This window comes from Marinobacter sp. LV10MA510-1 (assembly GCF_002563885.1).
Taxonomy (GTDB): domain Bacteria; phylum Pseudomonadota; class Gammaproteobacteria; order Pseudomonadales; family Oleiphilaceae; genus Marinobacter.
This window is the reverse complement of sequence record NZ_PDJA01000001.1, coordinates 4,368,465-4,384,867: the sequence shown is the minus strand read 5'-3', so window position 1 is coordinate 4,384,867 and position 16,403 is coordinate 4,368,465. Positions and strand designations below refer to the sequence as shown.

Annotated in this window: 19 protein-coding genes, 1 tRNA gene and 2 pseudogenes; 14 read left to right on the top strand and 8 right to left on the bottom strand. The window is 54.3% G+C overall.

Features of this window, described 5'->3' with window-relative positions:
- The first annotated feature begins 76 nt into the window (after positions 1-76).
- The 5 genes from ATI45_RS21415 to ATI45_RS21395 all read left to right on the top strand — a co-directional run bounded on the left by ATI45_RS21415 (position 77) and on the right by ATI45_RS21395 (position 2,597).
- Positions 77-496 carry a DUF6088 family protein gene (locus tag ATI45_RS21415; protein WP_218926169.1) on the top strand — a complete coding sequence of 140 codons (420 nt, stop codon included), beginning with the start codon at positions 77-79 and terminating at the stop codon, positions 494-496.
- Positions 493-948, top strand: coding sequence for a nucleotidyl transferase AbiEii/AbiGii toxin family protein (locus ATI45_RS21410; RefSeq protein WP_098421539.1), 456 nt, complete (start codon positions 493-495; stop codon positions 946-948). The genes ATI45_RS21415 and ATI45_RS21410 overlap by 4 nt, the downstream gene beginning before the upstream one ends.
- 185 nt (positions 949-1,133) lie before the next feature.
- Positions 1,134-1,685: a hypothetical protein gene (locus tag ATI45_RS21405; RefSeq protein WP_143751201.1), complete on the top strand. Its 552-nt coding sequence runs from the start codon at positions 1,134-1,136 to the stop codon at positions 1,683-1,685.
- A 7-nt stretch (positions 1,686-1,692) separates the two neighbouring features.
- Positions 1,693-2,154: a helix-turn-helix domain-containing protein gene (locus tag ATI45_RS21400; RefSeq protein ID WP_179888441.1), complete on the top strand. Its 462-nt coding sequence runs from the start codon at positions 1,693-1,695 to the stop codon at positions 2,152-2,154.
- Between the two features lie 8 nt (positions 2,155-2,162).
- Positions 2,163-2,597 (top strand): hypothetical protein, encoded by a 435-nt coding sequence (locus ATI45_RS21395; RefSeq protein ID WP_098421536.1) that lies wholly within the window; start codon positions 2,163-2,165, stop codon positions 2,595-2,597.
- A gap of 339 nt (positions 2,598-2,936) precedes the next feature.
- Here the strand turns inward: ATI45_RS21395 and ATI45_RS21390 are convergent, their stop codons facing one another.
- The 3 genes from ATI45_RS21390 to ATI45_RS21375 form a co-directional block, all read right to left on the bottom strand.
- Positions 2,937-3,338, bottom strand: coding sequence for a PIN domain nuclease (locus ATI45_RS21390; protein ID WP_098421535.1), 402 nt, complete (start codon positions 3,336-3,338; stop codon positions 2,937-2,939).
- On the bottom strand, positions 3,335-3,529 hold the full coding sequence (locus tag ATI45_RS21385) for a type II toxin-antitoxin system VapB family antitoxin (protein ID WP_098421534.1): 195 nt from the start codon (positions 3,527-3,529) through the stop codon (positions 3,335-3,337). Before ATI45_RS21385 ends, ATI45_RS21390 begins: the two co-directional genes overlap by 4 nt.
- Before the next feature lie 615 nt (positions 3,530-4,144).
- Positions 4,145-4,221 (bottom strand) — tRNA-Met (locus ATI45_RS21375).
- 236 nt (positions 4,222-4,457) lie between these two features.
- Between ATI45_RS21375 and ATI45_RS21370 the strand changes: the two genes are divergently transcribed.
- From ATI45_RS21370 to ATI45_RS22945, 6 genes and pseudogenes are all read left to right on the top strand, one after another.
- Complete coding sequence (locus tag ATI45_RS21370; protein ID WP_098421532.1) at positions 4,458-5,861, top strand: 3-oxoacyl-ACP reductase; 1,404 nt, start codon at positions 4,458-4,460, stop codon at positions 5,859-5,861.
- Between the two features lie 294 nt (positions 5,862-6,155).
- Entirely contained in the window at positions 6,156-6,500 is a 345-nt protein-coding gene (locus ATI45_RS21365; RefSeq protein WP_098421531.1) for a type II toxin-antitoxin system RelE/ParE family toxin, read from the top strand.
- Positions 6,493-7,605: a HigA family addiction module antitoxin gene (locus ATI45_RS21360; protein ID WP_098421530.1), complete on the top strand. Its 1,113-nt coding sequence runs from the start codon at positions 6,493-6,495 to the stop codon at positions 7,603-7,605. The genes ATI45_RS21365 and ATI45_RS21360 overlap by 8 nt, the downstream gene beginning before the upstream one ends.
- Before the next feature lie 604 nt (positions 7,606-8,209).
- A pseudogene (locus tag ATI45_RS21345) lies at positions 8,210-8,344 on the top strand (helix-turn-helix domain-containing protein); the annotation flags it as partial.
- A gap of 25 nt (positions 8,345-8,369) precedes the next feature.
- Positions 8,370-8,558: a hypothetical protein gene (locus ATI45_RS22950; protein WP_228736072.1), complete on the top strand. Its 189-nt coding sequence runs from the start codon at positions 8,370-8,372 to the stop codon at positions 8,556-8,558.
- Entirely contained in the window at positions 8,501-8,680 is a 180-nt protein-coding gene (locus ATI45_RS22945; RefSeq protein WP_228736071.1) for a PLP-dependent transferase, read from the top strand. The genes ATI45_RS22950 and ATI45_RS22945 overlap by 58 nt, the downstream gene beginning before the upstream one ends.
- Positions 8,681-8,803: 123 nt before the next feature.
- On the opposite strand, the gene ATI45_RS21335 is transcribed toward ATI45_RS22945, so the two are convergent.
- A complete protein-coding gene (locus ATI45_RS21335) occupies positions 8,804-9,355 on the bottom strand; it encodes a DUF2231 domain-containing protein (RefSeq protein ID WP_098420489.1) in 552 nt (183 codons plus the stop codon).
- Positions 9,352-10,752, bottom strand: a complete 1,401-nt coding sequence (locus tag ATI45_RS21330) for an ethylbenzene dehydrogenase-related protein (RefSeq protein ID WP_098420491.1) — start codon at positions 10,750-10,752, stop codon at positions 9,352-9,354. Before ATI45_RS21330 ends, ATI45_RS21335 begins: the two co-directional genes overlap by 4 nt.
- Before the next feature lie 240 nt (positions 10,753-10,992).
- On the opposite strand from ATI45_RS21330, the gene ATI45_RS22110 reads away from it, so the two are divergent.
- Positions 10,993-11,562, top strand: a complete 570-nt coding sequence (locus tag ATI45_RS22110; protein WP_143751169.1) for a hypothetical protein — start codon at positions 10,993-10,995, stop codon at positions 11,560-11,562.
- Here the strand turns inward: ATI45_RS22110 and ATI45_RS21320 are convergent.
- Together ATI45_RS21320 and ATI45_RS21315 are read right to left on the bottom strand one after the other, a co-directional pair.
- Complete coding sequence (locus ATI45_RS21320; protein WP_267284075.1) at positions 11,495-11,695, bottom strand: DUF2442 domain-containing protein; 201 nt, start codon at positions 11,693-11,695, stop codon at positions 11,495-11,497. The two genes, ATI45_RS22110 and ATI45_RS21320, sit on opposite strands and share 68 nt — an antisense overlap.
- Before the next feature lie 154 nt (positions 11,696-11,849).
- Entirely contained in the window at positions 11,850-12,332 is a 483-nt protein-coding gene (locus tag ATI45_RS21315) for an RloB family protein (protein WP_098420497.1), read from the bottom strand.
- A 49-nt stretch (positions 12,333-12,381) separates the two neighbouring features.
- Between ATI45_RS21315 and istA the strand changes: the two are divergent.
- A pseudogene (istA, locus tag ATI45_RS21310) lies at positions 12,382-13,797 on the top strand (IS21 family transposase); the annotation flags it as partial.
- Between the two features lie 11 nt (positions 13,798-13,808).
- Positions 13,809-14,564, top strand: a complete 756-nt coding sequence (gene istB, locus ATI45_RS21305) for an IS21-like element helper ATPase IstB (protein ID WP_098418110.1) — start codon at positions 13,809-13,811, stop codon at positions 14,562-14,564.
- An 89-nt stretch (positions 14,565-14,653) separates the two neighbouring features.
- On the opposite strand, the gene ATI45_RS21300 is transcribed toward istB, so the two are convergent.
- Positions 14,654-14,833 (bottom strand): Rpn family recombination-promoting nuclease/putative transposase, encoded by a 180-nt coding sequence (locus tag ATI45_RS21300; protein ID WP_228736070.1) that lies wholly within the window; start codon positions 14,831-14,833, stop codon positions 14,654-14,656.
- Positions 14,834-16,403 lie beyond the last annotated feature (1,570 nt).

The window sequence follows — 16,403 nt, the reverse complement described above, 5'->3', positions numbered from 1 at the left end:
AGTGTCGTATTTTTTTGACAGGTTTACTATTATTGATTATAAATAAGTAAAGTCATAAAACGCTTGGGGCGTCACGATGATGCGCACACCTACTCTTGAATTCAGAATTCGCGAGAAAATCCGGAAAAGTCGGCGAATCGTGTTCTTAAGGTCCGACTTTAAAGCTTTAGGCAACTACGACCAGATTGGCCGCGCTTTGAGAGGCCTCGAAGCACAAGGGCGACTCGCTCGAATTGGCCAGGGTCTCTACGCAAAAGCACGTCCCAACCGGATTACTGGCAAGACAATGCTGGCGGCTCCCGGCGGCTTTGATCAGGTCTCTAAGGAAGCCTTAAGTCGTTTGGGCGTTCGCTGGGAGCCGACCGGGGCCGAGCGGGACTACCAATCTGGGTCTACCCAGATTCCGACGCGGATAACTGTTCGCGTTTACGGCGACTTCAGTCGCAGCATTTTTTACGGAAAGTACCGCCTAATGGTTGAGGCGGTCGCTGCATGAGTTTAGATACATCGCTGTTGGCGGATGTTGCAGACGCGCTTGGTATTGAGCGGCCTGCAATTGTTGAGAAAGACTATTATGCGGTTCAATTGCTGAAGCTCTTGGCAACGATAAAACCGATAGAGTTTGACCTAGTCTTCGCTGGCGGAACCAGTTTGGCAAAAGCCCACCAGAACACTTATCGGATGTCGGAAGATATCGACATTAAGTTGGTGCCGAAGCCATCGGAAACAGACGCTGAGCATTTCGGGCGTCAGCATGAGGAATTTCTGACTGACCCTAGGGCGGAGATGCTGCATGGGCTGGCGTGCTTACAGAGAGAGCTCATCCACAAAGAACGATACGAAGAATTCATTGGGCCTCTGGTTTATCACGAATCGCCCGTGCAGTGGGACGAAGCGTTGCAGACGCTGACGGTCCTGACCCACCAAGTGCTGTACGTAGAAGCCTAAACCGGGGACGGATTTCAAATCCGTCCCCGGTTTGGCGGCAACGTAGAGGGACAGATTTGAAATCTGTCCCTGGTTTCATAAGCAGTCGACAGGACTTTCAGAAGCCGACTAACGAGCGCCACCGCAGCCGGGTGGAGTTGTGCAAGAGCGCGTACCCCTTTTTTCACGGAAGATTAATCAACAGCTTGTTGAATGAGGTTCACTTAAAAGTTAACATGCCACTATCCTTGAAGCGGATTACATTCAAATCCATTGGTTATCAAGCACAGCCAGAACCTCAGCAGCTTAAGGGAAGTTGGCAAGTGTTCGCGCCGTGCGAGCATGCCGATTACAGTGGCTGCGTATTGTTCTCGAAAATCGCCGGGTTATCGAGTATCGAGGATAAAAAGGCAACAATTCTTGCCTTGAAAAAGCTAATTCAGATCGCGGCCATGGGCCAACCTATTACGGCTCATTACGACAAAAAACAATGCCACGAACTGCACAAGTTCAAATACCAAGGAAAGGAAAGAGTGATCTGGCGAATACGCCACGGAGACATACGATTACCGTTTTATTATGGCCAAGGAAAACTAATTTTTCTGGCAAGTGTGTTGGCCAAACGCAAAGATAAACTCTCGCAGGCTGAAGAATTAGCGCTTGAGAAGGAAGTAAAACGGTATATAAGTGCTGAAAACGAGGGGCAGCTTCAACTCGAAGCATTAAGCCCTGGCTCTTCAGCAGCACCACGGAGGTGATCTGAACGTGAGTACCATCGATAAAGAGTTTGCGGATCTGTGCAATTCGATTTGGGAAGATGAAAACGTTATTTTTGAAGCCAAAGCTCAGGATGTTGCCATCGTATTGGCCTCAGCCGTCCAAGAGGCAGGGTTGTCCAGTGCAGCCCTGGCCGAACAGCTCAACTGGAAAAGAAGTCGTGTATCCAAAGTGCTCACCGGTAGCTCAAATCTTACGTTGAAAACCATTTTCCAGGTTTGCCGAGCTATAGGGCTAGAATTTGACGTGATACTTAGAAAGGCTCATCAGCAGTCTGAAGTTGTAGATCCTGAGAAGCACCAGGCGATGCAGCAGGAGGCTGTGAATAATTTGTACAAATCCCGGCAGCTGTTGCACGCGTCAACCGATCTACACCGCAAAGTATCCCAAAGTGTGCTTGCAACTCGTAATTACACTCGCGAAGAAGCCCGAATGAAGCTGGTGGCTTAGGAGCATTGATGAACCGTTCGCCACTTCAATTGCAGCACTATCATTTTGTGACTCTGGCCCTTCACGCCAGAGAAGGTTTGAATCCCGCCAATTTGGCTAATAACGAAAGCCCCTATCCAGATTTTGAGGGCGTTCATTTAGAGCCGGAAGTAAGCCTGTTCAGTGACGATGATGCCGGAGATTGCGGGCCATATCTGTTGCGGCTGGAGATGGCTTATAAGCCGGAAGATGACCATTTTCCGTACAGCTTTGAGGTGATTATTGAAGGTTTGTTTGGTCTTAAAGACAGTGGCAGCGTCGAAGATTGCAAAAAAACTGTCGTAGTCAATGGCGCTTCGGTACTGTATTCAGCCGCCAGAGAACAGCTGATGACACTGAGTGGGCGGCACATGTATGGACCAATGCTATTGCCCGCGCTGAACTTTCAGCACCTCGATTTGTGATATAAGTTTGCTACTACCGTTGGACGTATTGATTGAAACGGGGACAGATTTGAAATCTGTCCCCTATGTGAGCCCCATGATTCGCAACGGCCAAACCATCGCCGGCTCCCGCGTATTGGCGATGGGCCTGACTTTGGTAGAACAGCCACAGCCTGGTACCTATAACGCATTGGTAATTGCGGTGGCTCATAAACAATACACCTGTCTGTCTGAAGGCGACTTCCGCACGCTGCTGCAGCCGGGTGCTGTCGCGTGGAGCCTAATGAGGTGGCAGAGATTGCTTTCCGCCATCCCGAGGTCATCAGGGAAGATCTCGAACTCCGGGGTTAACAAGCGGCGTTATGTTTCTTTCAGAGCAGGCTCAAGCCCAAGGTGGTCAACAAAAGGGATAAAGTCGCGATCCAAAAACAGCAGAGGTAGCTCCTTCTCTATGCAGAATGTTGCTATGATCACATCGGCAGTTTTTCTGATCGTAATGCCCCTTTTGCGAAGCGCGCGATAATTGTCAGCGCACTTGGCAGCCATATCTTTGCCAAACATTTCATATTGATCCAACGCCAGTAGGCTTTGTTTAGTCTGATGGTATTGCTTGTCGTTGCGGATGCCCTGAAGGATTTCCAGAAATATGAGGTCGCCAATAGCGACTGATCCTTGGACTATTGAGGCATCCAGCAGGTCAGTGTGCGGGTTTTTGATCCCGTTAAAATAGTCGATCCAGACGCTGGTATCCACCAGTATCATCCGGTGCTCCGCATTTCATCCAGGTCGCCTTCCCACCTAATTGTGCCTCGTAGCTTTCGAATCTCCTGTTGCTTGCTAAGCTGAACCAGAAGTTTCAGGCCTTGCTCAACAGCCTCCTTTTTGGTTGTGTAGCCGGAGGTTTTGAGGGCTTCGGCCATCAACTGATCGTCAATAACGATGTTCGTTCTCATGTGTTACCTATGTGTATGATTTTCGAATTATATACACAATCTAGCACCTCGGGGAGAACATAACAATCGACTGCACAGCGACCGATTTTCCGTCGGTTTGCGGCTCCAAACCGGCGCGTGAGTCGGGCGTTAGCTGGATTGCGCAATCTGAAAAGTGATACTAAAGTGTCACTACCACTCCATCTCGCTTCGCGAAAAAGACGGGGATTCCTAAGGCGCTAGGCTGCTTTGGTAGGTTCCTGCTGCTGACGGCCCGCATCGCGGCGGGGCGCCGCTCCTACAGGGATTGGCGTTGTGGCGCGGCGTTGTGATTTTTGTCGGAGCGCCGCAGTTTTTGTCGGAGCGCCGTGGTTTTTGTAGGAGCGCCGTGGCTTTTGTCGGAGCGCCGTGGTTTTTGCCGTGGCTTTTGTAGGAGCGCCGTGGTTTTTGTAGGAGCGCCGTGGCTTTTGTAGGAGCGTCGCCTCGGCGCGAGCTGTTGATTTTGCCTTTGGGTTTTGGTTAAGCGGTCTTTGAATTTTTCCAGGCCGAAGTATTGGCTGATCACCAGTACGTTAACCAGAATATAGATACAAAAAAGGCAGACCAGTAAGATACTGGTCTGCCTTTTTTCTTATATGGTAGCGGGGGCAGGATTCGAACCTACGACCTTCGGGTTATGAGCCCGACGAGCTACCAGACTGCTCCACCCCGCATCAAACTGTTTGTTTACTAAAGACTTTTTTCTCTGCCTTCAATCAACGTGAAGCGCATATTACGGGTAACTCGGCACGGTGTCAAAGACTAAATTGACAATAAACCAACAATCGCACAAGCCTGCTCGACCGCTTGCCAACCCCCTCAAGCATCGTCCTTGGGGCTATGCCTAAAAGGAGTATGATTTACATCACCGGTTCAAAGAAAACGTCATCATCGCCAGAGGATCACTGCCATGTCGGATCTGTATTTCAAGCTGATCAACACCTCATTAGGGCAAACCGCAGCCAATACTCTGGGCTTACCCGCGCCAATTCCTTTGCGGCGGCTAAAACGGGTAGACCAGCCGTTTATTGAAGGTGATGTTCTGCTGGGCGCCGGCGGCGGAGGGAAGCTGATTTCCGAGGTGGGGCGAATGCTGGGTGCCAGTGCGGCCACGCTCTATCACGCCAGCGGCGATAAACGACTGGTGGATTCAGCCAAGGCTGGAAACCGGACAAAGCCCATGGTTCTGCCGCTGAGCAAGCCCGGCAACTTTTCTGCCCTGGTGTTTGACGCCAGCGGCATCAAAACGCCCGGCGAGCTAAGCGCAATTTATCAGTTTTTTCACGCCAGTATAAAAAGCCTGACTCAGAACGGGCGAGTGCTGGTGCTAGGCCAGCCCGTAAAGAATTGCCGTAAGCCGGCCCATGCGGCGGCACAACAGGCGTTAGATGGGTTCGTGCGTAGCATCGCAAAAGAAATTGGCAACAAAGGCGCCACTGCGAACCTGTTGAGGGTAACCACGGGCGCCCAAAACAACCTGAACTCCAGCCTGCGGTTTTTTCTATCTGCGAAATCAGCGTATGTGTCCGGACAGGTTGCCCAGATCGATAAAAGCACCAGCGCAGCTGCTACCAACCCTGTGGCACCTCTTACCGGCAAGCTGGCCCTGGTGACCGGCGCGGCCCGCGGCATTGGCCTGGCCATCGCACAAACCCTGAGCCGCGACGGCGCAACCGTCATCGGAGTGGACTTGCCCGCCGCGCGGCAGGAGTTACAGCAACAGATGCAAAGCCTGAAAGGCCACGCCCTGGCGCTGGACATAACCGAAGCCGATACGCCCCAGCTGATTGCCACGTTTATTGAGCAGCACGGCGGCCTAGACCTGCTGATTCACAATGCCGGCCTTACCCGCGACAAAACCCTGGGTAATATGCCAGAACAGTCCTGGGACGCGGCCATCCATGTGAATTTGACAGCGGCCATGGCTATTACAGAAAGAATCCAACGGCATGAGTTATTGCACGCTAACGGGCGCATTGTGTGCCTGTCATCGGTCAGCGGTATTGCCGGCAATCGCGGGCAAAGCAATTACGCCGCAGCAAAAAGCGGGCTTATTGGCTATGTACAGGCCGAGGCACGGCAACTCAAAAACGGCACCACCATAAACGCGGTTGCCCCGGGTTTTATTGAAACCAAAATGACAGACGCCATGCCCATAGGCGTTCGCGAAGCGGGCCGGCGTATAAACAGCCTGTCCCAAGGTGGACAGCCAGTGGACGTGGCCGAAACCGTCAGCTGGCTTTGCAGCCCGGGGTCTGGAGGCTTAAATGGCAATGTGGTGCGGGTTTGCGGGCAGTCTCTGCTGGGCGCTTAGTGCCGGCCGTTGTCATGCCCTATAAAAAAAAGACAGGGACAACTCCCTACCCAGCAGTGGTTGGCGCTCCTTGATTCGAAAGGTGGCGGTGTTTTTCGTTTCATCTGGTGGGGCGCATAGATACCCGAAAATTTCTCTTTTACCGCGTGGTTGCCCCGGCTCACGGTGAGCTTCAAAGCTCCCGTGGCCTTTGCCAGCGCCTTTGGCTGCATTCCATGGCGGGGACGACGACTCCCACTGGACTTACAAAGGAAAAGTCATTAACCTGTTAGGTTAATAAAACAGCTGAAATTTATGGAAATCACCTTCGCAACAAATAAACTGATGAAGCAAATGAATGACGGCAGGGAGATGGCTAAGGTTCATGGAGCCAAACGAGCCAAAAAGCTTCAAATTGTGCTCACCCAGCTATGGGCCGTTCCAAGCCTCGGCGCTTTCGCGCCGCCCTATAGCCCGCCGCATAGATGTCATGAATTAACAGGCAATCGTAAAGGACAACTTAGCGTCGACCTGGATCATCCCTATAGGCTTATCTTGAAGCCAGACCATGATCCGGTGCCGCAGCGCAAAGAAGGTGGGCTGGATTGGCAATCAGTTACACAAATCAAAATTATTGGAGTGGTGGACACACATGGGTGATTCGGTAAACAACCAATACGAGCCCAATTACGCGATTCTGCCCGGCGAAGTGTTAAGTGATGAGCTGGAAATGAGAAACATGAGCCAGCAGGAACTTTCAAAGCGAATCGGGCTGTCTGCGAAACATATTGTCTCGATTATCAAGGGGAAGTCCCCCATTACGCCTGAAACTGCCATAAAACTGGAGAGGGCCATTGGCATGCCCGTCAACTACTGGTTGAACCTTGAAAGCAACTATCAGGAAATAAAGGCTCGCCTGGCTGAAGAAGAAAAGCTTGAAACTGACTTGAGCTGGTTAAAAAGTGTTCCAGTTAATGAGATGGCAAAACTCGAGTGGATTGAGCGCCACAGAGACAAAAAAGACCAACTCAGGGAAGTGCTGAGGTTCTTCGGTATTGCGAGTGTCGACCAGTGGGGCGAGATGTGGCCTAGGCTTAGTGTTGCCTATCGTCAAAGCAACCAGCACGAAACTTTCCCGGAAGCTGTTTCGGCCTGGCTGAGAAAGGGAGAGTGTGATGCTGCGTCAATTGACTGCGCTCCATACAACAAGCAAAAATTCCGACGAGCGCTCGATGAGATTCGCTCACTTACAGATATGACCCCGAATGAGTTTATTCCGAAGATGCAGGCTCTATGTGCTGAGGCGGGGGTAGCCATTGTTTTTGTTCCGTCACTGCCCAAAACTGGAGTCAGCGGAGCTACGCGGTGGCTTCATTCCAACAAAGCGGTCATTCAGCTCAGCCTTAGGTATCGCTCTAACGACCACCTATGGTTTACGTTCTTTCACGAAGCGGGACATATCCTGCTTCACGGGAAGAAAGACTTATTCCTTGAGAGCACGAACAAAAGCAGCAACGGCTTGGACGAACAGAAGGAGTTAGAGGCCAATCACTTTGCTCAAAGCGAACTCATACCCGCAAAAGAGCTGGATAAATTCATTCAAAGCGGCGCTCGAACTAAAGCCGCAATTTGTGAGTTTGCAGAACAGGTAGGAATAGCACCGGGAATCGTGGTGGGACAACTACAGCACAGGGGCATGCTGGACTACAAATTCTGCAATGACCTCAAGAAATTCTACCAGTGGGAGCACGAAACAAATCCCTGAATAAACAGCACCTAAAACGAGAATTGACACCACCCTAAACAGCCTGTCGCAGGGCGGACAGCCAATGAACTGCCCTTGTCATGCTTGTAACTCACATTGTCCTTACTTGGATCGGCCTCGATGATTTCGACGACTCGATCTACCGCCTGCTGCAAGGCTTCCCAGCTATAGCCAGCGTTCTCAACTCCGAATACGCCGCTTAACGGCGTTTGCTTGCGAATCAGCTCTTCATCAGTATAGCGCCCTTCGTCAATCAGGTAGTAACGAAGGTGTGGCTGGCTGCTGCAGATCTAAACCGGGGACGGATTTGAAATCCGTCCCCTACTTTGCACCATGTCGTAAATATCCTGACGGGCTGACCAGCGTCGAGAACCGTTGTACAACACTATCGGAAAAATTGGTGGCAAACCCTGACGCGCTGCGTATTCCAGACCAAGGTTGCCACTGATTCCAGACGAAGCCTGCCACCCATTCCACGCGAAAGCTGCCATTGATTCCACGGCAACGCTGCCACCCCGGCAGGCTGTCTGACTCACCCCATCGAAACCGTCCGGCGCGGGATAACTTAACGGTACTCTGAGTCTTTTCATCCGGAGAAGACCAGATGCCTGCGAAGAGGTTATCCATGCGTAAGATCAAAGAAGTCCTCCGCCTCAAATGGGAGCGAGGGCTGAGCAACCGACAGATTGCAGCGGCCTGCGGCGTCAGCCGCCCCACGGTCAGCGAGTATCTTCGGCAACAGCGACTTAACCGCCGGCGCCTTCATGTCCAGCGCAGAACTCGCTAAACAACAAATGCACGGCTTCGGCGGCATGCTCAGCATTGATGTAGTCGGCGGCGGCAAAGCCGCAGAATGTGTCGAAGACCACCTGCAAGTCTTCCTGCTAGCCGCAGCCTGGGCGGCGTCGAAAGCCTCGTCAGCCAGCCAATCGCCACCAGCCACTACCGCCTGACACCCGAAGGCCGGGCACAAAGGGGAATCAGCGATGGCTTACTGCGATTGTCAGTGGGGCTTGAGGATGCGGGGGATTTGATTGCGGATCTGGAGCAGGCGCTGGATAGTTTAGCGGACTAGCTGAGGCACTCCCGGGGACGGATTTCAAATCCGTCCCCTCTAGATTTTCCTGGGGGACAGATTTCAAATCTGTCCCCTTATCGCTACAAGCGCCTGTTCACGCTTCGAGTGCTTCGAGTTGGATCAGAGGGCTGCCCGTCGCCCCTTGAGGCCCAAAACGGCACAGACGATTCCGATGAGCACCATCACGGCGATTACCCAGGTCGGCACGAAGAAGGTGTGGTATACGTCCCAGCCGAACAGTTTCAGCAGTTCGGAGAACTGGGTCGTTGCCCCCACCAAGTGGCCACCGATGGTGCCGGTCGTGGCCAAGATTGAGATGCCGATCAACGCCAGCAGCAGCAGTACCCAGCGCCTGGCGCCGTCAAAGGCCGCGCTGCCCGCCCGCCAGACGAGCACGGTCAACATGGTGAAGACACCCAGTGACCAGAGCGCCGTGAGAATGTGGTTGCGAGCCAAGGGGCTGGAGGTGCTGGCTTCGATGGGCCAGACCAGGAGGCCGCTGGCGATGGCAACCAGGGCGGCCAACAGGCTCAGTACCAGCACCGGCAACAGGGCAGCGCGGCTGAGTTCGGCCATCCGGCCGGGCAGCAGGGCGCCGATCAGGATCATCAGAGTGGCGAGTGCCCAGAAGCCCAGGGGGAAGTGAACAAGCATATGGTGCAAGCCGCTCATGATGGTTCTCCTTTGCGGTTGTTGGAGGTGTTGCGGAAGGCTGGGAGCAACGCGACCACCACGCCGAACATGGCGATCAGTCCGGCGATCAGGGTCAGGATCCACTGGCGGATGATGGCGTCGTTAAACTCCATCTCTACGCCGTAGATCGCCAGCTGACGTTCGCTGTGCCGGGCGCGAACCGGGGTACCCTCGGCGATGTCAGGTGCGCCCGCGTGGGCGCGGCTGACCAACAATGGCCAGTTTACCTGCCCGGGGTAGAAAAGGGTCACCTCCTTCCAGTCATCCGCCCAGTCTGGCGTCCTGCCCTGGAACGGAATAGCCGTAAGATCGGCATCACGCCCCAGGCCCAGCGAGACTGGCAGAGAGACGAGGTGCCAGCGTCCCCCGGTAGCGTTGCGGTGTACCGCGAAGGCTGCCGTATAGAGCCCTTGGTCGTGCAGGATCTTGTCGTCCAGTGGATTGCCGGTATCCAGGCGGCGGGAGAGGGTTACGTCCCAGTAGCCATCGTTCCAGCGCCCCTCACCTAGCACGGTGATGTCGCCCCGGGAGCCTTCCGGCTGTCGAACGAGCCGGCGGGGGATGACATCGCCGTTCTGCCAGTCGTGGCTGGGATCGAAGTCGATCGCGGTGTCCTCCGCCAGGAAGTAGGGGCTGTCGAAGTCTACTCGGCCGGCCTCGATGTCCTCCCAGCGCAGGGCGGCCTGGCCCGCTTCTTCTGGGTCGAGCATCCACAGCGGTTGGCCGGCATCGCCATCCCAGTTGGTCGTGTAGGGGCTGCGTCCCGCGTCACCGGAGCGTTCCGCGCCGACCCACTGGTCATCGGAAAGGTTCAGCGGGTTGGAGCGATGGCCGCGCCAGTGCCAGAGGTCGAGAAAGTAGCCGGCTTCGCGCTGGGCCTGGAGAGTCTCCGGCGCCTGGCGGCTGGCCCAGTCACCAAGGTCGATGCGAGTGCCGGGCATCGACTTGGTAACCTCTTCCGGGGCCTCGTCAGTGAAGCCAGCGGCCCCAGCCCCGATGGTCATGTAGCCACCGTAGCGGGCGAAGTCTGGCACACTGCCGTCATCGAGCATCATCGCGACGCGATCTTCGTGGAGGCCGTCCGGGTTGGAGCCGGGCACTGCGCTGCCTTTTTTCACCCAGTCGCCATCCTCGTAGACCAGCACGTCATGGAGGATATGCGGGCGTTCGGCGGGCCAGCGATAGCGGAAGAAGATCCGCTCGTCGTTGTACGCGGCCTGAACCTGCAACGGCATGGTCAGCTCATCGGGGATTGCGATATTGCGCTCCGGGTCGTCCTCAATCACCCCGCTACCCTGGGTGACCCAGGCGAGCCCGAGCGCTATGGGTAGCCCTAGTGCCAGCCAAGGGATGCCAGTCTTGTCTTGATGTGCCATATGTGTTCCTGGATCAGAGGGTGTGGCGAACTTTCAGTGTAGCCTCAAACCGGCGGAATAATATGACATAGGTCATGTCGGGACCTGAATCCCGACTGCTGGAGCGAGCGGCCTAGCGTGTAGTGGTGAACTAAATTTGGTCGCCGCAGTCGTCATTATCTCCGCAGGATGGAGTAGGATTAAATCCTATCTTATGGTGGAGACCCGTCATGCGTCGCACAAACGGACCTGGAGTTCTCTATGAAGACTGGCCAAAAACGTGACCACTCCCCCTCGGCCCCTGTTTTTAGCGACCTTCAGGGTGCCCGGCGTTCTCAGGGTTACGGCAAAATACTGCTGATAGAGAGCGACCAATACACCCTGTTTGAAGAAACCACCATCAGTTGCCAGAAGCTTTGTACGGGCGCCATCGCAGAGCTCATTCATTATTACGAAGATCTGGTAGTGGAGTGGGGGCGCCTCAATGACGCCGTCGGTTACCTGAATATCCGGGCCATGGCGGGACAAAGCTGCAAGACGGGTAGGCCCGCGGCCGACCTGAGCGTTGTTGACAGCGTGATGCAGAAGGTGCTGGCCGATATTGGCGAGCCCACCCAAGGAATCCTTTCCGACACCCTTGAACGCCACCTGCCAAATGGCTGGCACCTGACGTTATCCAACGAAATCTACCGGGCCTACGATGGCCAGCTGTACGAAGATGTCAGTATCCCGGTCGCGCTCACATCTGCCCCCTCTCGCACTACTAAGCAGCTCTTTTCCTGTTGCGCCGGGTTTGGTCGCCGAAGCCTGCTAAGAGCCCCATTACGCTGATATCCTCATCCAGCGCGCCCCAATGAATGCCATGTACACTCAATTCAAAACCTTGCCGGCTCACTGGGTCCGCGTGCAGAAGGCTTGGAAACCATGCCAAAGGTGCACCGATAGTTCGCACATCCGACAGCATTACCCAAAGGTTGTCTTCATCAAACCAGACTTTTTCAGGCGAAATAGTCATGCCATGCATCCTTGTTGCCGGTTGCCAAGGACAGACTTTAAGTCTGTCCTTGGCTTAAAAGACGGGGGCAGATTAAAAATCTGTTCCGGTTTTATCCAATTTGTTAGCCAGCCACTCCATTAATTGCCTCCAGCACCTCGTAAACATTTGTATACGGGTTCAACCGGTAAGGCAGTTCGACGTCAGATGCAGGACAACCTGCCTGCGCTTGCTTATTAATACGTCGAGCTCGTCTTTTCGCATTTTCAATCCGGTCTCTAGTTATCAACTCCTCCGCCACTTGGGCTTCGCCCTTTTGATAGTTACTAAACCCGATTTCTCGAAAAGCAGATTTGAATGCCACCGTACCAGTCAAATCATCACAACTATTTGCAGGCTGGCTGGTTTCCGTAAGATGAAGCAGTAGCCAATACTCAAAACAAACATTGGAAAGTGCAACATTTACACCATTTTTTTTGACCTTCAACCAAGCTTGTCCGTGATTATCATCGGAGTATTTGGCCGGTGACTCACGGTCGTACATTACCCACACCTGATCTTTCTTAAAATCCAGTGACTTCGAAAACGTAACAGCCTCATTTACCAACTGTTTTGGCGTATTCTTAACGGTATCCTGTAGGGTTACCGGCTTTTCTGTTCGGCGTTTGGCCGAGGCCGGTCTGAACTGGCCACTGCCGGAGGATCTGGGTGAGGCTCACTTGGAGCAGCTGTTGTTCCCGCCCCCTCCAGACCTGCCGGCCGAGGTTCGAGGCCTACCGGACTGGAAGCAGATTCACGATGAACTGAAGGGTAAATACGTCACTCTGTTCCTGCTCTGGCAGGAGTACCGGCAGGCAAACCCAGAGGGGTATCAGTACAGCTGGTTCTGTGAGCACTACCGGGCCTGGCAGGGCAAGCTGGACCTGGTGATGCGCCAGGACCATCGAGCGGGTGAGAAGCTGTTTGTGGACTACGCCGGCCAGACCGTGCCCGTCATTGACCGCACCACCGGAGAGATCCACGAGGCGCAGATCTTTGTGGCGGTTATGGGCGCTTCCAATTACACCTACGCCGAAGCCACCTGGAGCCAGAAGTTGCCAGACTGGATTGGCTCTCACATCCGAGTCTTTCAGTATCTGAATGGAGTTCCCGAATTAGTGGTGCCCGACAACCTCCGGTCCGGTGTCACCAAAGCTCACCGCTACGAACCAGACCTCAACCCAACCTACCAGGACATGGCCGCCCATTACGGCGTGGCCGTTGTCCCTACACGGGTCCGAAAGCCACGTGATAAAGCCAAGGTGGAAGGCGGTGTGCTGATCGTCGAACGCTGGATCCTGGCGGCGCTGCGCCACCGTCAGCACTTCTCGCTCGGGCAGCTCAATGCAACCCTCCGTGAGCTGCTGGAGAAGCTCAATCGCCGCCCCTTCCGAAAGTTGCCCGGCTGCCGGCGTGACCACTTCGAACAACTGGACAAGCCCGTTTTACAGCCGCTACCGGCAGAGCCGTATGTCTACGCAGAGTGGAAGAAGGCACGGGTGAACATCGACTACCACATAGCCGTTGACGGGCATTACTACTCGGTACCCTACACCCTGATCAAGAAGGAAGTGGAGGTCCGGATCACCCACAACACCATCGAGTGTTTTTACCGGGGCAACCGGATCGCCAGCCACCGCCGCTCTGACCAGAAGGGGCGGCATACCACCATCTCCGCCCATATGCCCGAATCCCATCGGCAGGCGGGTGAGTGGTCACCGGAACGGCTCATCGCCTGGGCGGCTAAGACCGGACCCGCGACGGAAAAGCTCATCCGCACCGCACTGGGTGCCCGCAAACACCCGCAACAGGCTTACCGCTCCTGCCTAGGCATTCTTCGGCTGGGCAAGAGCTACGGCGAGGCACGATTGGAAGCCGCCTGCCAGCGCGCCTTAATGCTGGGTAGCTGCCGCTACAAAAGCATTGAATCCATTCTCAAACACCGCCTGGACCAGAAGCCCCTGGAAGAACAGCAAGAGCTGGCCTTACCGGATACCCACGACAACATCCGCGGCCCAACCTACTACCACTGAGGGAACCTGACATGCTGAAACATCCGACTCTGGACAAACTCCATGCCCTCAAATTGACCGGCATGGCCGCCGCACTGGCTGATCAGTCGGCCACGACTGACATCACGGAACTGAGCTTCGAGGAACGCCTTGGACTGCTGGTCGATCGGGAGATGACCGAACGAGATAACCGACGCCTGACCAGCCGGCTGCGCCGGGCTGGACTGCGACACACCGCCGTTCTCGAAGACCTGGATTACCGGAACTCACGCGGCCTGGATAAGGGATTAATCCAATCCCTGGCAAGCTGCCAATGGGTGAAGGAACACCTGAATGTGCTCATCACCGGTCCCACCGGTGTTGGCAAAACCTGGCTGGCCTGTGCCTTGGCGCACAAAGCCTGCCGGGAGGGCTACACCGCCCAGTACGTTCGCCTGACCCGGCTGCTACGAGAACTGACCATCGCTAAAGGAGATGGCCAGTACCCCAAACTGCTAGCAAATCTCGCCAAAGTCGATGTACTGATCCTGGACGATTGGGGGCTCATGAAACTGAGCGCAGAGAACCGAAGAGACTTGCTGGAAGTGCTGGAAGACCGGTATGGCCGTCGCTCCACCATCGCCACCAGCCAACTCCCTATCGAGGAATGGCATGACGTCATCGGTGACGCCACTCTGGCGGATGCCATTCTGGATCGGCTGGTTCACAACGCCTACAAGATCAATCTCAGGGGTGAATCCATGCGAAAACGACAAGCAAAGTTGACGGGCACCACAGCTTCGGAGTAACAATGAAACCCCCGCGTCGCTACGCTCCGATGGGTGGCAGCCTTGCGCCGGTCCGGGTGGCAGGCTTCAGGTGGAATAGGTGGCAACCTTCAGCGGTTTACGCAACGCGCCGTTGTTTCACGGGTTTTCAGCAGATGATCGTAAAAACACGCCACGTAATGCATAAGCCGCAGCGGCATGCGACTGTCTACTTTCGACTGAAACTCCAGCAAGATGCATAAAAACACCCGCTGTGTGACGCCCTCCCAGGTCACCTCCACCGACCACACCACGTCTTCACGCAATGTGGTGCGGGTTTGCGGGCAATCTCTGCTGGGCGCTTAGTGCCGGCCGTTATTGTCACGCATAAAAAAACGGGCAGCCTCGGTGAGGATGCCCGTTTTCCAAATATGGTGGGTGGTACTGCCCCCACATAGACTACCTAAGTAGTTGAACTTGAAAGTCTTATAAAAATTCCGCCAGTTTAATACCCACAACGATACCCACAACTGAACACCTATACCCTGTTGAACTTTCAGGCTGTCGAATGGATAACGGCCTGCCCGCATACCTTTATGGTGTTGCGTAAAATACTTATAAAAATACGCCCTTTCGTCCTGTTGCCAGCTGATCCGCAAGCCGGTGAAGCGTGAATTTTGTGGACGTAAAAAAGTGACTACCCCAACGGTCTAGGGATTACCGCGTCATAGGGATTTGCCCGGCCCCTCCCCATCTGCCAGCCAGACACCAACAACAAGCCGCAAGCCAGCCAGCAAACTCTCAGGCGTTGCGGCTCTGCGATCCCGTGTAGGCTTCGGCTTACAAGGTCGTCAGCGATAACGTACAGGCTTTGTAGGCTGTGGCTTACACGGTCGCACACATTCAAAGCTCTACGGCCTCACGGCCTTGTCAGCGCCTTTGGCTGCATTGCCTGTTAAAACGTACAGGGTTCTAATTGCGGCTTTCTGGCGGGCTCTATGGGGCGTCCTGCCTGTATGCAGGTAACAGCAAGGCTCCCCAACTTTCGGGAACGCTCGCGGGCGCGTACTGCGCAGAAAGTCCCAGCGCCTTTTTTATAGTCGTGAAATTTAACCAGATCCATCTATGTGCGCGTGTGCGATAGGTATCATTTTGAGATACAAGTTTTACAAGTAGCTGCGGGCTCACAGGCGCGTGTGCGATTGGCAGCGAGTTGCATTTTATGTGCAACCGATAGCGGGCTTCACGGGCGCTTCCGTCAGTGGCGGAAATGGCCATATTCCACCACTGGTGAAATACTGCTCACTTTTCAGCAGCGTCACCAGTGATTTGGTTTTCAGGTTTTATCAGGTTTTGGCGAAAACGAATCTAAGGTTTTATTAGGTTCAAACCTCAGCATTTCTCAGCATTCGGCGTTCGTAACAGCAGTTCGTACCAGGCGCAGAACTCAGCTTGCCGGGGGCGCTCCAACCTTAACAAACCTTAACAGGCCAGCCCTTTGATAAGCGGGAGCATCAGCCCTGAACCTTGCCGCCATTTGCCATATTCCATCGGGCAAAATACTAACATTTACTAACAGGTGAGCCACCTACGAGCCCGCTCGATAACATCAAGATTGCATCAGGGATTCACTAAAAGATGACTCATATCCGCGTCATTAAGCGATCCTGAATGGCCTCCTGAACCTTGGCATTTACTAGTAGGAAAGCGGCTTGAACCTTATCATTACTTAGCATTCGGCGTTCGTACCAACAGTTCGTACCAGGCGCAGAACTCAGCTTGCCGGGGGCGCTCCAACCTTGACATTTACCAACAATAGAGCGGCTTGAACCTTGGCATTTACTAGTAGGAAAGCGACTTGAACCTCAGCATTTCTCAGCA

What these genes read in the sequence shown, in the direction of transcription:
- ATI45_RS21415 (WP_218926169.1), top strand. Translation starts at nt 77, where the DNA reads ATGATGCGCACACCTACTCTTGAATTCAGAATTCGCGAGAAAATCCGG.
- ATI45_RS21410 (WP_098421539.1), top strand. Translation starts at nt 493, where the DNA reads ATGAGTTTAGATACATCGCTGTTGGCGGATGTTGCAGACGCGCTTGGT.
- ATI45_RS21395 (WP_098421536.1), top strand. Translation starts at nt 2,163, where the DNA reads ATGAACCGTTCGCCACTTCAATTGCAGCACTATCATTTTGTGACTCTG.
- ATI45_RS21390 (WP_098421535.1), bottom strand. Translation starts at nt 3,338, where the DNA reads ATGATACTGGTGGATACCAGCGTCTGGATCGACTATTTTAACGGGATC.
- ATI45_RS21385 (WP_098421534.1), bottom strand. Translation starts at nt 3,529, where the DNA reads ATGAGAACGAACATCGTTATTGACGATCAGTTGATGGCCGAAGCCCTC.
- ATI45_RS21370 (WP_098421532.1), top strand. Translation starts at nt 4,458, where the DNA reads ATGTCGGATCTGTATTTCAAGCTGATCAACACCTCATTAGGGCAAACC.
- ATI45_RS21365 (WP_098421531.1), top strand. Translation starts at nt 6,156, where the DNA reads ATGGAAATCACCTTCGCAACAAATAAACTGATGAAGCAAATGAATGAC.
- ATI45_RS21360 (WP_098421530.1), top strand. Translation starts at nt 6,493, where the DNA reads ATGGGTGATTCGGTAAACAACCAATACGAGCCCAATTACGCGATTCTG.
- ATI45_RS22950 (WP_228736072.1), top strand. Translation starts at nt 8,370, where the DNA reads ATGTCCAGCGCAGAACTCGCTAAACAACAAATGCACGGCTTCGGCGGC.
- ATI45_RS21335 (WP_098420489.1), bottom strand. Translation starts at nt 9,355, where the DNA reads ATGAGCGGCTTGCACCATATGCTTGTTCACTTCCCCCTGGGCTTCTGG.
- ATI45_RS21330 (WP_098420491.1), bottom strand. Translation starts at nt 10,752, where the DNA reads ATGGCACATCAAGACAAGACTGGCATCCCTTGGCTGGCACTAGGGCTA.
- ATI45_RS22110 (WP_143751169.1), top strand. Translation starts at nt 10,993, where the DNA reads ATGAAGACTGGCCAAAAACGTGACCACTCCCCCTCGGCCCCTGTTTTT.
- ATI45_RS21320 (WP_267284075.1), bottom strand. Translation starts at nt 11,695, where the DNA reads ATGCTGTCGGATGTGCGAACTATCGGTGCACCTTTGGCATGGTTTCCA.
- istB (WP_098418110.1), top strand. Translation starts at nt 13,809, where the DNA reads ATGCTGAAACATCCGACTCTGGACAAACTCCATGCCCTCAAATTGACC.